The sequence below is a fragment of the Sphingomonas trueperi genome (assembly GCF_040545665.1).
Taxonomy (GTDB): domain Bacteria; phylum Pseudomonadota; class Alphaproteobacteria; order Sphingomonadales; family Sphingomonadaceae; genus Sphingomonas; species Sphingomonas trueperi_B.
In genome coordinates this window covers 325967-339882 of sequence record NZ_JBEPMH010000002.1, presented here as the reverse complement: position 1 = coordinate 339882, position 13916 = coordinate 325967, and the positions used below count along the sequence as shown (strand labels likewise).

The 13916-nt window shown below is 68.1% G+C and carries 10 protein-coding genes; 7 read left to right on the top strand and 3 right to left on the bottom strand.

Features of this window, described 5'->3' with window-relative positions:
- The first annotated feature begins 45 nt into the window (after positions 1–45).
- The 6 genes from ABIC65_RS08840 to ABIC65_RS08815 all read left to right on the top strand — a co-directional run bounded on the left by ABIC65_RS08840 (position 46) and on the right by ABIC65_RS08815 (position 9369).
- Positions 46–1326 carry an MATE family efflux transporter gene (locus ABIC65_RS08840; RefSeq protein ID WP_354308153.1) on the top strand — a complete coding sequence of 427 codons (1281 nt, stop codon included), beginning with the start codon at positions 46–48 and terminating at the stop codon, positions 1324–1326.
- Positions 1327–1348: 22 nt separating this feature from the next.
- The gene (locus tag ABIC65_RS08835; RefSeq protein ID WP_354308152.1) at positions 1349–2995 is read left to right on the top strand and encodes an O-antigen ligase family protein; all 1647 of its coding nucleotides are present in this window, start codon (positions 1349–1351) and stop codon (positions 2993–2995) included.
- Between the two features lie 35 nt (positions 2996–3030).
- Positions 3031–5373, top strand: coding sequence for a hypothetical protein (locus ABIC65_RS08830; protein ID WP_354308151.1), 2343 nt, complete (start codon positions 3031–3033; stop codon positions 5371–5373).
- 54 nt (positions 5374–5427) lie between these two features.
- Positions 5428–6960 carry an aminoacyl--tRNA ligase-related protein gene (locus ABIC65_RS08825; RefSeq protein ID WP_354308150.1) on the top strand — a complete coding sequence of 511 codons (1533 nt, stop codon included), beginning with the start codon at positions 5428–5430 and terminating at the stop codon, positions 6958–6960.
- Positions 6961–7050: 90 nt separating this feature from the next.
- Positions 7051–8334 (top strand): glycosyltransferase, encoded by a 1284-nt coding sequence (locus tag ABIC65_RS08820; RefSeq protein ID WP_354308149.1) that lies wholly within the window; start codon positions 7051–7053, stop codon positions 8332–8334.
- Positions 8335–8586: 252 nt separating this feature from the next.
- Positions 8587–9369 carry an arginyltransferase gene (locus ABIC65_RS08815; protein WP_354308148.1) on the top strand — a complete coding sequence of 261 codons (783 nt, stop codon included), beginning with the start codon at positions 8587–8589 and terminating at the stop codon, positions 9367–9369.
- Positions 9370–9511: 142 nt separating this feature from the next.
- Here ABIC65_RS08815 and ABIC65_RS08810 read toward each other — a convergent pair whose 3' ends face one another.
- The 3 genes from ABIC65_RS08810 to ABIC65_RS08800 all read right to left on the bottom strand — a co-directional run bounded on the left by ABIC65_RS08810 (position 9512) and on the right by ABIC65_RS08800 (position 12838).
- On the bottom strand, positions 9512–10321 hold the full coding sequence (locus ABIC65_RS08810) for a transglutaminase family protein (RefSeq protein ID WP_354308147.1): 810 nt from the start codon (positions 10319–10321) through the stop codon (positions 9512–9514).
- Positions 10321–11256, bottom strand: a complete 936-nt coding sequence (locus ABIC65_RS08805) for an alpha-E domain-containing protein (protein ID WP_354308606.1) — start codon at positions 11254–11256, stop codon at positions 10321–10323. The genes ABIC65_RS08810 and ABIC65_RS08805 overlap by 1 nt, the downstream gene beginning before the upstream one ends.
- Before the next feature lie 145 nt (positions 11257–11401).
- Entirely contained in the window at positions 11402–12838 is a 1437-nt protein-coding gene (locus tag ABIC65_RS08800) for a circularly permuted type 2 ATP-grasp protein (protein ID WP_354308145.1), read from the bottom strand.
- 128 nt (positions 12839–12966) lie between these two features.
- On the opposite strand from ABIC65_RS08800, the gene ABIC65_RS08795 reads away from it, so the two are divergent.
- A complete protein-coding gene (locus tag ABIC65_RS08795) occupies positions 12967–13866 on the top strand; it encodes a right-handed parallel beta-helix repeat-containing protein (protein WP_354308144.1) in 900 nt (299 codons plus the stop codon).
- Positions 13867–13916: the final 50 nt, after the last annotated feature.

Here is a 13916-nt window from a genome sequence, read left to right as displayed (position 1 = left end):
GATCGCTTGTCTTAAGCGCGGGGCATCTTCTTGGGGGCGCTGGCTTTGAAGTTTGAGAACTTTCATCTGCGCGGCGTGCGCGGCCAGATGGTGATGGGCTTCGGGGTCAAGGGCCTGGGCGCCGCCACCAGCTTCCTCTTCACCTGGCTGCTCGCCCGCACGGCGGGTGCGGCGGGGGTCGGCGCGTTCGGCGCCTCGCTCACCACGGTGCAGATGTGCGTGATCCTGTCGCTGCTCGGGCTCGACGCGATCCTCGTCCGCTCGGTCTCGGTCAACCTCTCGATGGAGAAGACCGGGCGCGCCCGTGCTGCAGCGCGGCATGCGATTCGCATGGGCACCTCGGCCGGCATTGCGCTGGCGACGATCATCGTGATCTTCCACTGGCAGATCGCCGTCGACCTCATCGGCAGCCCGGCGATCGCGCAGAGCCTGATGGTGCTTTCGCTGATCATCCCGATCATGGTGTATTGCCGGCTCGTCTCGACGGTGCTGCGCGGGGTGAAATGGATCGGCCTGTCGCAGTTCATCGACGGCCCGCTGACCACCTCGTTCGGCAGCCTGGTGCTCGGCATCGTTTTCGTGCTCGGGCTGCCGGTCAGCGCGATTTTCCCGTCGCAGCTGTATCTGGTCGGCTGGATCCTCACCGCGGCGGTGGCGACCTTCCTCTATGCCCGCGCCGTGCGCTCCTGGGCACCGCACGAGCCGCTGGACGAATCGCTGCTCAAGCCCGGCTTCCTGATCCTCGTCGCCAACGCCAACAACCTGTTCACTGACTGGTTCGCGACGATCCTGCTCGCGGCGACGCACGGGCCCGCCGAGGCCGGGCTGTTCCGCGTCGGCTACCAGATCGCGGCGACGCTCAAGCTGTTCTCGGCGACATCGGAAACCATTTTGCAGCCCGTCTTCGCCGTCGCCTACCGGCAGGGTGACCTCCGCCGCATCGGCCGCATCCTGCGGCTGACCATCCTGGGCCTGCTGCTCGCCTCGGCGCCGCTCGCGATCGGCGTGCTGGTCGTCCCGCAATGGATCATGCGGATCTTCGGCGCGCAGTTTACCGCCGGCGCTACCGCCATGCAGATCATGGTGCTCGGCCAGGTGTTCAGCCTGGTCTTCGCGGCCAGCGGCAGCGTGCTGATGATGGCCAGCCGTGAACGCCTCACCGTCGTGCTGACGACGATCTCGGCGGTGATCGGCACCGTGCTCGCGTTGCTGTTCATTCCGCCTTATGGTGCGTTGGGCGCGGCGGTCGCGATCCTGGGGCCGTTGCTGTTCTTGCGCCTGGCGTCCATGATGGCGGTCCGGCGCCTTGGTGTTCCGATTTTCTGAGGAGGCTTGGTTGGCAGGGGCGGTGCGACGTTCGAAGACGATCCTCGGCCTCGGGGCGCTGCGCCTCGATGCGCCGTTCCGCGCGCTGCTGCGTCCGGGCCGCGACGTGCTGCCGGTCTACCATCCGCAGCGTGCCGGCTGGTCGATCGCGCTGCGCAAGGGTGCGCTGCTCGGCCTGATCGTCGTTGTTGCCTTTCTCTACGGGGTGATGGCCGCGATCCTCCCGCCGGGGATGCTGGTGGGTGCGGCGGCGCCGCTCGCGTTGCTCGCGCTGCTGGTGGTCTGGGCACTGCCCGACGCGAAGGTGGCGCCGACGCGGGCGCTGACCCATGCCTTCACCGCCTTCGTGCTCTTCATGATCCTGTGGCCCAACTATCTGGCGGTTTCCGTCGCCGGGTTGCCCTGGATCTCGATGCGGCGCCTGGTCGGCCTGATCCTCACCGCGCTGCTGATGATCTGCCTGTCGACCTCCAGGCCCTTCCGCCAGGGCATGGTGGACGTGTTCCGCACCTCGCCCTGGCTGTCGCGCCTGCTGATCGGCTTCATCATCATCCAGTTCCTCGCGTCGATCTTCTCGGTGTCGCCGGGCGAGACGATCGGGCGCTGGGTGAACACCAGCTTCACCTCCACCGCGGTGTGCTTCACCACGATCTGGCTGTTCGGCCCGGGCGGCAAGACAGTGCCCTGGCTGGTCAACCGCCTCGCCATCGCGGTGTTCGTGCTGATGGTGATCGGCGTGTTCGAGGCGCGCGCGCAGCACGTGCTGTGGCTGGAGCACATCCCGAGCTTCCTGCGCATCGACGATGCCGTGCTGTCGCAGCTGATCCAGCCGCATATCCGCAACTGGTACCGCGTCGTCACCACCTACACGACTCCGCTCGCCTATGGTGAGCTGCTCGCACTGACGACGCCCTTCGTGCTGTACCGCATGGTCAATGCCAAGACCTGGCCGATCCGGCTGCTCTGGCTGGCATTCGACGTGTTCGTCTTCTACTCGGCCGTGCTGTCGACGGCGCGTCTCGCGCTTGTCGGCTTCTTGGCCGCGCACGCGGTGTTCGGGCTGCTCTGGGGCCTGCATCGCTGGCGCAACGCCCGGGGCGACCTGATCGGCATCTCGGCGACGATGATGTACCCGGCGGTGCTGGTCGCGCTGGCGCTGGCGGTGTTGTTCGTGCCTGCGCTCCACGTCCGCGTGCTGGGCGGCGGTGCGGCGCAGGCCAGCACCGACGCGCGCAGCGCGCAGTTCCACATGGCGATGCCGGTCATCGCGCGGCGCCCGCTGCTCGGCTATGGGCCAGGCGAAGGCGGCGGCGCGATCAACTGGCGTACGCCCGAAGGCATTCTGACCATCGACCTCGGCTTCGTCGCACTTGCCGCCGACGTCGGCGTGTTCGGCTTCCTTGCCTATGTAGGGGTGATCCTGCTGTCGATCATCGGCCTGTTCCGCGTCGGGTGGCGCGATTTCGCATCGCCGTTCCCGCCCGAATTCGCGATCGTGGTATCGCTGACGGTGCTGATCTCTACCCGCCTGGTGTTGGCGCAGGGCGACAATGATCCGCTGTTCATGATCCTGTTCGGGCTGTCGCTGGCGATGCTGTACGCGGCGCGGGGAAGGGGTGCGGGAAATCCTGTGCCAGGGGGAACCAACGCGATCGGCCGGAGCGCATAACCGCCGCTTCCGCCGACCGTCCGGGGGAGAAGCTTGTGATCGATGTCACGCGTAGGGCCGCGATCGGCGGCCTGCTCGCCGGTTCACTCACGTCCGTTGCCTGTTCGGGCGAGACGCATTCCGAAAGCGCGGCGCGGGCCGGTGGTCGTGGCAACGGTCTGCGGCCCGGGCGAAAGTGGAACGGCACGGCGGGGAGCGGCGGCACGCCGCCCGCGCAGAGCGATGTCCCGCAGGGCACGCTGGTCCCCGACGAACGCTTCATCGGCGGCTTCTCGGCCGCACCGGGCCAGTGGATCCACGGCGAAGGCATCCGCATCACCGCGCTAGGTCTGCCGCCGCAGACCGCCGACGGCAGCGACATCAATTATTTCAAGGAAGCCGTGTTCTACCTGGAAGGGAACACGGCAACCGTCACCGAATGGAGCGTCAACCAGACGCCGGTGCGGCTCTACGACGGGCGGATGGTGCCGCAGGGATCGATCGGCTTCTCGGTCGAGATCGGCGCCGGGGAGGGGCCGGTCACCGCCGGGGACGCCATCCTCTATTGCTATTTGCGCGGCGAGCATGGGCTGGAGCGGCGGATCGCGCTGCCCTTGGTGATCAATGTCGATCGCAGTCTCGACGCGCGGCGGCCGACGCGCTTCGTCGATCCCGTGGCCGGCGACGATGCCGCGGCGGGCACCGAGGCGGCGCCGTGGAAGACGATCGGCCGCGGGCTTTGCGAGCGCGGCGTCGGCAATGGCGGCCTGCTGATTCTCGCCAAGCCGGGGCGCTATGTCGAGGATCTGAACGGCCGCCCCGGCATGCGCCAGATCGACAACAGCCGCGTGATCGAAGTGCGGCCGGCGGACGGGCTGCGGGCCGACCAGGTGGTGATCACCCGCACCGATCGCTATCTGCCGGACGCCCGCTGGATCATCAACGCGCGGCGCGTCCATTTCCACGGGGTGACCGTGGACCTCTCCAAATTCCCACGGATCATGGGGGCGCCCAACACACAGATCGGCTTCTTCGGATGCCAGCTGCTCGATCGCGACCGCCTGTACGGGGACAGGGACATCAAGGGCCGGAGCATCGGGCTGAACATCGGCAACGGCGATCCGCGGCGCCGCGACATCTACCCGGTGCTGCCCTATACCGCGCACGGCTTCTATCTGCTCGAAACGCTCGTTGATGCGCCCGAGCCCGCCGGCGCCCGCCTGTACCGCAACGTCACGGCGAAGTTGACGACCGACAGTCTGCAGGGCGGGCCCGGCTATGACGATGTCGTGATCGACGGCTATGACGCGGTGATCGGCGAGCCCGCTCCGGCGCGGCTCCATCTGGCGCCGGCGCTCACCGTCGAGGCGGTGGCGCGCGACGGGCAGGGCAATACCGCCATCATCGTGCGCGACATGGGCGGCATGGTCGCGATGAAGCGGCAATGGGATCTCAAGGTGCGCGTCCTGTCCGGCGCCGCAACGAGTGCCGCGCCGATGCAGATCATTTTGTCCGATCCCGCGACCCGACGCATCGTCGTCGAGGGCGATCAGGCGCGGACGGTTTCGCCGGGCGACGAGATCCTTTGCTACCAGATCTTCCATGTCGACTTCATGCAGCAGGGCGGGGTGGCCAAGCCCGGCCAGCGCGGCATGCACAATCTCACCATCTTCCGCTACCGCGGAGAAGGGCCCACCGCGCAGCTGTTCCTGACGCAAGGGTTCGTGCCGCTGCTGCCCGGCACCGTGATCAGCACGAGCGGGGCCGCGTTCCGCGTGGCGAGCCCCGCCGGCCAGAACGAGATCCTGCCCGACGATCTGCTCCAGCTGCAGGGCGGTGCCCAGAACGGCGAGTACCGCGTTGTCAAAAGCTTCGATGCGGCGACCGGCTCCGGCGCGCTGCTGGATCCGTTCAGCGGCGACCAGGCGAACGTCCCCATCGCGCGCTCGAAGGCGATCACCGACTTCGTGATGGCGCTGTCGATCCTGCGCAAGACCGGTAGCGGCTGGGAAATGGGCCAGTTCCAGCACGGACATCGCAATTTCCTGCTCGCGCAGAACAGCTTCCTCAGCCAGCCCTATTGCCTCAGCTTCCGCAACCGGGCGCCGGCGCACGGCCACCGCAACCATGTCCAGCTGTTCAACCTGTGCACCCGCGTCGATGCCGAGACGCCCGAGCTGCCGCGCTGGGGATTGCGGGTCGAGCATGCGCACATGCTGCTGGGCAGCGCGCGCGGCAAGTTCGGGCGGGTGCGCAATGTCGCGCTCCGCTTCGAGGCGCAGCAGCGTTACGCACCCCCGCGCGAGCTGCTGCGGATGGGGCGCAAGCCGCTGATCCCGTTCGACAGCTTCGGCAATCCGGTCGACGCGGAGTCCCCGGTGGGCGCGGTTTCCGTGTAAGCGCCGCGCCCGCCGGCCCTTGCGTCGGCGCGCCCAGGCGCTAAGCGCTGGGGCATGATCAAGCACGCCCTTTCCGTCACGCGCGACGGCGATTTCGCGCAATGGTACCAGACCGTCATCAGCGAAGCCGACATGGCCGAGGATTCGGGCGTGCGCGGCTGCATGGTCATCCGGCCATGGGGCTATGGCATCTGGGAGCGTATCCAGCGCCTGCTCGACGATCGCATCAAGGCGACGGGGCACGAGAACTGCTATTTTCCGCTGTTCATCCCGCTTTCCTATTTCGAGAAGGAAGCCGAGCATGTCGACGGCTTCGCCAAGGAAATGGCGGTCGTCACGCACCACCGCCTCGTCCAGAAGGACGGCAAGCTGATCCCCGATCCCGAGGCCAAGCTGGAAGAGCCGCTGGTCGTCCGCCCCACCTCGGAAACGGTGATCGGCGCGGCGATGTCGCGCTGGGTGCAGAGCTGGCGCGACCTGCCGGTGCTGATCAACCAGTGGGCGAACGTCGTCCGTTGGGAAATGCGCACCCGCATGTTCCTGCGCACCGCCGAATTCCTGTGGCAGGAAGGGCATACCGCCCACGCCACGGTTGCGGAGGCGCAGGAAGAGACGCTCAAGATGCTCGAGGTCTATCGCAGCTTCGCCGAGGACTGCCTGGCGATGCCGGTGGTCGCCGGCGAGAAGCCGGAGAATGAGCGCTTCCCGGGCGCGGTCTCGACCTTCTCGATCGAGGCGATGATGCAGGACGGCAAGGCGCTGCAGGCCGGCACCTCGCACTTCCTCGGCACCACCTTCTCCTCGGCGCAGGACATCAAGTTCCAGAATTCGGAAGGCCAGTTCGAGCTGGCGCAGACGACCAGCTGGGGCGTCTCCACCCGCATGATCGGCGGCCTGATCATGGTGCACGGCGACGACGACGGCCTGCGCGTACCGCCGATGGTGGCGCCGTGGCAGATCGTGATCGTGCCGATGCTGCGCGACCAGCCCGAGGACGCCGCGACCATCGAATACTGCAAGTCGCTCCAGGCCGAACTCGCCAAGCTGAGCGCGCTGGGCGAACCGGTGCGCGCGCTGCTCGACCTCAAGGCGGTAAAGGCACAGACCAAGCGCTGGGGCTGGGTGAAGAAGGGCGCGCCGATCGTGATCGAGGTCGGCGGTCGCGATGTCGCCGGCGGCAACGTCTCGGTGATCCAGCGCAACAAGCTCTACCGCGAGGACGGCAAGCTCGATTCGCAGATCATGCCGCGCGGGGATTTCGTGGCGGAAGCGGCGGCGATCCTCGAGAGCATCCAGCAGGGCCTGTATCTCGACGCGCGCGAGCGGCTGGACGGCAATATCCGCCGCGACGTGACCGACTTCGAGACGCTGGCGGCGATGTTCGACGATTCGGTGAAGTTCCCCGGTTGGGCCGAGGTGAGCTGGGCCAAGCCGACCGGCGCCGAGCTGGACGCGGTGGTCGAGCGGCTCAAGACGCTCAAGCTCACCTTCCGCAACGTGCCGGGCGATGCCGCCCCGGCCGAAGGCACCTGCCCGTTCACCGGCAAGCCGGCGGTCGAACGGATCCTGGTCGCGCGCGCATACTGAGTCAAAGATCCTCCCCGTGCCGGGGAGGATCTTCATTGACGCTGCGCCACCATCCAGTAATGACCCTGCTCCCCTAGGGGGAACAAGCGCATGCGGGTGGTACTGGCAACGTTGGGCACGTTGGGCGACGTGCACCCGTTCATCGCACTGGCACTCGGCATGCAGGCACGGGGCCACACGCCCGTGTTCGCAGGCGCGGAGTCGGTGCGGCCGATTGCCGCGCGGCACGGCATCGAATTCCACCCCATCCGCCCCGACGGCCCGCAGCTGATCGCCGACACCAGCATGGACGAAGGCGCGATCGCGCGGGCGATCGCCACCGACTTCGACTTCATCATCAACCGGGTGCTGGTGCCCTATGCCGAGGTGACGCTGGCCGACCTGACTCCGGTGATTGCGGGCGCGGACCTGGTGCTCGCCAGCAGCTTCTCGATCCACGCGCGTATCGCGGCGCAGGCGGCGAGGGTGCCGCTCGCCTCGGCGTTGCTCCAGCCGATCACCTTGCTCTCGGCGGAGGACCCGCCGGTGCTCACCCGCGGCGAAACCGCGCTGGTGACGCTGCGGCGCTGGTTCGGCGCGGGTGCGGTAAGGCCGCTGCTGCGGCTCGCCGAAAAGCGCTACGCCAAGGGGCTCAAGCCGTTCGCCGCAATGCGCGCGGCTGCCGGCGCACCGCCCTTCGCGGGAAATGAAGTGCTGGCCGGGCCCTTGGCGGTGGACCGGGCGATCGGGCTGTGGTCGCCCGTCTTTTCCCCTGCGCCCGGCGATGCCCCGCCGAGCTTCGCCCAGACCGGCTTCGTCTTCTACGATGGCGGGTTCGCAGGGGAGGGGCTCTCGGCCGAGGTGCAAGCCTTTCTGGAGGCGGGGCCGCCGCCGCTCGTCTTCACGCTGGGCAGCATGGCGGTCTATGCCGAGGACGGCTTCTACGCGGCCAGTGTCGAGGCGGCGCGGCGGCTGGGGCGGCGGGCCGTGCTGCTGGTGGGGGACGATCTGCTCGACCAGCACCGGCATCTCGCGGCCGACACGGTGCTCGTGGCGGGCTATGCGCCGCATTCGCAGATCTTCCCGCGCGCTGCGGCGGTGATCGGCCATGGCGGCATCGGCACCACGGCCCAGGCGATCCGCGCAGGGGTACCGCAGCTCGTCTGCCCGATCTTCGGCGACCAGTTCGACAATGCCCTGCGGATCGAGCGTGCCGGGCTGGGCCTGTCGCTGCCCAAGCGCCGCTACACCCCCGCGCGTGCATCCGCCGCCATTACGCGGTTGCTGGCGAGCGCCAGCATTGCCGGGCGCGCGCGAGAAGCCGGGGCGGCAATCGCCGAGGAAGACGGAGTCGGGCGGGCGCTCGACGCACTGGGACTCGGCACGCTCGGCTGAGCGAATCGAGTCGCGCAGCTAGGTGGCGCCCATCGGTATCGGCTGCTTCCGGCACTGCGCCGGTCCCGCTTTGCCGCGAAGCATGGTTACCGCGGAACCGAATCGTCCCGTTCCGCGTCACTCGGGAAAGCCGATGGCGCGGGAATGGCCCTGATTGATGGTAAACGCGCTTTTCATCATCCAAAACCAACCCCATAACGGCGTAAGAGGGGCCGGTCGGGACGGCCCGATGGAGCAGAGGACGGCTGAGCGGTGACCGCATTATCACGTTTCCCGCGTTTCTTCGTGACCAGCCCGTCGCCCTGCCCGTATCTGCCCGGGCGGCAGGAACGGAAGATCTTCACCGAGCTGTCCGGCGACCATGCCGGCGAGCTCAACGATGCGCTAAGCCGCATCGGCTTTCGCCGCAGCCAATCGGTCGCCTATCGGCCGAGCTGCGCGGGTTGCACCGCCTGCGCCTCGGTGCGCGTGGTCGCCAACGGGTTCGAGCCCAACGCCACCCAGCGCAAGCTGCTCAAGCGCTACGGCGATCTCGAAGTGACCGCCTGCAAGCCCTGGGCGACCGGCGAGCAGTACGAACTGCTCAAGCGCTATCTCGATTCGCGCCACCCCGGCGGCGGCATGGCGGCGATGGACGAGAGCGACTATGCCGACATGGTCGAGCAGTCGCCGGTCAGCTCCTATGTGGTCGAATATCGCGAGCCGTCGGTGGACGGCGAACGCGGCCGGCTGGTGGGGGCGTGCATCACCGACCAGCAGGGCGACGGCCTGTCGATGATCTACAGCTTCTTCGTCACCGACGACGAGGCGCGGCCCGGGATGGGCAATTTCATTATCATGGACCATATCCTGCGCGCCCGTGCAGCGGGGCTGCCCTATGTGTATCTCGGCTATTGGGTGAAGGGCAGCGCGCGGATGGCGTACAAGACGCGCTACCGCCCGATCGAGGTACTCGGGCCGACCGGCTGGTCGCTGCTCGTTGACGAAGACGCGGTGGGCGCGATGCCGAATGCGGTTGCGGCGGCACTGGCCTGAGGGCACCGCTTGAGCGACGCCGTCATCCCGGCGGAAGCCGGGATCCAGTCGCCTCTCGGTAACAGCAAGAGTCCAGACGGACACCCCAATGAATCCCGGCTTTCGCCGGGATGACGCTGTTGGGGGAGCCGCGGCTGCTCGCCTATTCCTCGTTCCCCAGCCGATCGACGTGCAGGTCCACCGCGAGCTGCTCCTCGCCATGCCCGATCCGATGCCCGGCGACCGCCGCCGCGCCCTCGGAATCCAGGCCGACCGCCACCCGCACATAGCCGTCGTCGGGCGACATGCCAGTGACCGGATCGAACGCCACCCAGCCGAGACCCTGCACCCAGGCCTCGCACCAGGCATGCGGCGCGCATTGGGCGTCGCCATTGAGGTGGTAGCCGGACACATAGCGCGCCGGCGCCTCCAGCGTGCGCGCGGCGGAGACGAACATCTGCGCGACGTCGCGCGATGCCTCGGCCTTTCCGGCAAAGGCTTCGGCTGCGGTCAGTCCGTTGTCCGGCACGTCGGGCACGCAGCGGAAGCGGGCGTGGAGCGCCTGGTTGAGCCGGTGCAGCTGCTCGATCGGATCGGCGGTGCCCGCGCTCACATCCGCCGCGAACGCAGCCAGCTGCGGGCTCGGCGCCGTGCGCGGCGTCGTGCGCAGGAACAGGGCAGGGGGCAGCGGCTCGGGCGTTCCGCGCACGACGCCAGCATTGTCCTGCACGAGCACTTCGCCGGTGACCGCGATCTCGATCGCCTCGATCGGCCCCTCGGCGTAGAGCATCGTCACCGCGTTGCCATAGCCGTCGACCGCGTCGCGCAGCCGCGCGTCACAATCGACGCCGACCATCCAGCTCACCACCGTCTGGTGCTGGGTGTCGCACGGCGTCAGGCGCAGCATCTGGACGATGCGCGCCTGGGGCTGGGTGAAGCGGTAGATCGAGCGGTGTTCGACGGCGATGCGCATCAGAGGAACCGGAACTGGCGAGCGATCGCGCCGTCGAGCAGCGCGTTCTCGGCGATGAAATTCTCCAGATATTCGTGCAGGCCGCCGACGATGATGTCGGGGGTGCGCGCCTTCTGGACGCGGGCGAGCCGGGCGCGGGCCATGCGATCGGCCTCGCCCTGCAGCCCGGTGCGCTTGGCGAGCTGGCTGAGCAGGGTCACGCTTTCCTCGACGCACGCCGCCAGGCTGCGCGGCAGCTCGGCGCGGCTGACCAGCAGGTCGATGACATTGTCCGGCCGCAACCCTTCCGAATAGAGCCAGCGATAGGCGGTGACCGCGGAGACGGTCTGCAGGATCGTCGTCCACTGGTCGCGGTCCATCGCGCCGCCGACGCTTTCGCCCGCGGGCAGCAGCAGATGGTATTTCACGTCGACCAGCCGCGCGGTGTTGTCCGCCCGCTCGATCGCGGCGCCAAGCTGGATCAGCAGCGTCGCCTCGTTGCGCATCATCCGGTGGATCGCGCCTTCGAAGCCGCGCGTCTCGCCCTTGACCTGTTCGACCAGACCGAGCGTCTCGGTGGCGCCGCCGGTCGAGGCGCGGTTGGCGAACAGCCACCAGGCGCGGTTGATCGCGGTCCACGCCTCGCGGGTGAGCGCGGTGCGGACGGCGCGGGCATTGTTGCGCGCCATTTCCAGGCAGCGGGTGATCGAGCCGGGATTGTCCGCCTCCAGCGTCAGGAAGCGGGCGACATGCGCCTGGGTGGCGGGGTGGCCGGTCGCAGCGAAGATCTCGTCGGTATAGCTGACGGTGAGCGCGCTCTGCCACGCCGCCTCGCCGGCGGGGCGGGCAGAGAGCGCATCGAGGCGGATCGTCGCCTCCACCAGTCGTGCGATGAAGTCCGCGCGCTCGACATAGCGGCCGAGCCAGTACAGCGCGGCGGCGGTGCGGGAGAGCATCATCATGGGCGAGTCTCCCCACCATCCGTCATCCCGGCGGAAGCCGGGATCCATTGACTGCTCCGTGGAAGCAGGAGCCGAGACGTTGAGGGCAATGGATCCCGGCTTTCGCCGGGATGACGAAGGAAGGGGGGCAGCAAATTTTTCATGCCGCGTCCCCCAGCAGCACGAAGCTGTCTTTGGTCCCGCCGCCCTGGCTGGAGTTCACCACCAGCGACCCTTCGCGCAGCGCCACCCGGGTAAGGCCGCCGGGGACGACGCGCACCTTGTCGCTGCCGGTCAGCACGAACGGGCGGAAGTCGACATGGCGGGGGGCCAGGCCCTTCTCGGTCAGCGTCGGCACGGTCGACAGCGCCAGCGTTGGCTGGGCGATATAGCGGTGCGGCTCGGCGATCAGCGCGGCGCGGAAGGTCTCGATCTGCTCGTGCGTGGCGGTGGGCCCGACCAGCATGCCGTATCCGCCGGAGCCGTCGACAAGCTTCACTACCAGCTCGGGCAAATGCTCCAGCACATATTTCAGCGCCTGTGGTTCGCGACAGCGCCAGGTCTCGACATTGGGCAGCTTGGCCTCGCCGCCCGAATAGAAGCGGACGATCTCGGGCATGTAGCTGTAGATCGCCTTGTCGTCGGCGATGCCGTTGCCCGGCGCGTTGAGCAGCGCGACATTGCCCGCGCGATACGCGGCGATCAGCCCAGGCACGCCGAGCAGCGAATCCGGACGGAAGACCAGCGGGTCGAGGAAGTCGTCGTCGATGCGGCGGTAGATCACGTCCACCCGTACCCGCCCGGCGATCGTCTCCATATAGACCACGTCGTCGTCGACCACGAGATCGGCGGCCTCGACCAGCTCCACCCCCATCGAATCGGCGAGGAAGCTGTGCTCGTAATAGGCCGAGTTGAAATGCCCCGGGGTCAGCACGACGCACACCGGCCGCGCGCGGCCGAGCGGCGCCACCGAGCGCATCGTTTCCAGCAGCATGTCCGGATAGCTGTCCACCGGCGCCACGCGGAAATCGCGGAACAGCTCGGGGCAGAGCCGGATCATCGCCTCGCGATTCTCCAGCATGTAGGAGACGCCCGAGGGCGTGCGGGCATTGTCTTCCAGCACGTAGAATTCGTCCGCGCCGGTGCGGACCAGGTCGATGCCGCAGATATGCGCCCACACCCCATGCGGCGGGCGGATGCCGGCGACTTCGGGGCGGAACTGCTCGTTGCGCAGGATCAGCTCGGGCGGGATGATGCCCTCGTCAAGAATGCGCCGCGCGCCGTAAATGTCTTCCAGAAAGGCGTTGATCGCCTCGACGCGCTGGACCAGGCCTTCGCTCAATTTCTCCCATTCGCGCTGCAGGAACATGCGGGGCACGATGTCGAAGGGGATGATGCGCTCGGCGGCGTCGCTGTCGCCATAGACGGCGAAGGTGATGCCCAATTGCCGGAAGGCGGCCTCGGCGGATTGCTGGCGGCGCTGCAGCTCCTCAGGCGGCGTGTCCGCGATCCATTGCGACAGCGCGGTGAACGCCTCGCGCGGCGCCTCCGGGCCGCCATGCCCCCAAATCTCGTCGAACGCCCCCGGTGATCCCATCGAAGCTCCCAAACGCCCGTGTGACCGAATGGCTGCATGCTGCAATGCTTCGTTGCGGCGCACAAGCGCTGAATGTGCAGCTTCGCGCATCGGCGGATTTTTAAGGGGCGGCGTGGCAGGATGCGGGCATGTCGTTCTTCTTGCTCGCGCTTGCCGCCGCCATGCCCTTCACCATCGCCGAGACGGGGCAGGGCTATCCAACGCTCGCCGCGGCGGTGGCGGCAGTGCGCGACGGCACCGCGACGATCCTGATCGCGCCCGGCACCTATCACGAGTGCGTGGTGCAGGCAGCCGGGCGGATCACCTACAAGGCGGTGCAGCCGGGGACCGCGATCTTCGAGCGCACCGTGTGCGAGGACAAGGCGGCGTTCGTGCTGCGCGGGCGCGGATCGGCAGTAGAAGGCGTGGTGTTCCGCAGGTTCCGCGTGCGCGACGGCAACGGCGCGGGCATCCGCATCGAGATGGGCGACCTGACCGTCACCCGCTCCACCTTCCTCGACAGCCAGGAGGGCATTCTCGGCGGCGGGCATCCGACGGTGCGCAGCATCACAATCGATCGCTCCAGCTTCGCCGGGCTCGGCCAGTGCGACGAATCGCCGAACTGCGCGCATTCGGTCTATCTGTCGATCGACGGGCTGGTGACGATCACCCATAGCCGCTTCGAGCGCGGCACCGGCGGCCATTACGTCAAGCTGCGCGCGCGCCGGGTGGCGATCACCGGCAACAGCTTCGACGACAGCGCGGGGCGCAAGACCAACTACATGATCGACCTGTCCGAGGGCGGCACGGGGACGATCGCGCAGAACATGTTCGTGCAAGGGGCGGCGAAGGAGAACCGATCGGGGCTGATCGTGGTCGCGGCCGAGGCGCGGACCTACCCGACCGACGGTCTGCGGGTGGAGGGCAATAGCGCCAGCCTGGCGCCGGGGGCACCGGTGGACCCGGCGTTCGTGGCGGATTTGTCGGGTGGTCGGATCACGGTGGCGAACAACCGGCTGTCGGGCATGCGGCCGTTCGAGAAGCGCTAAGATCCTCCCCGGCACGGGGAGGGGGACCGCCGCCGAAGGCGGTGGTGGAG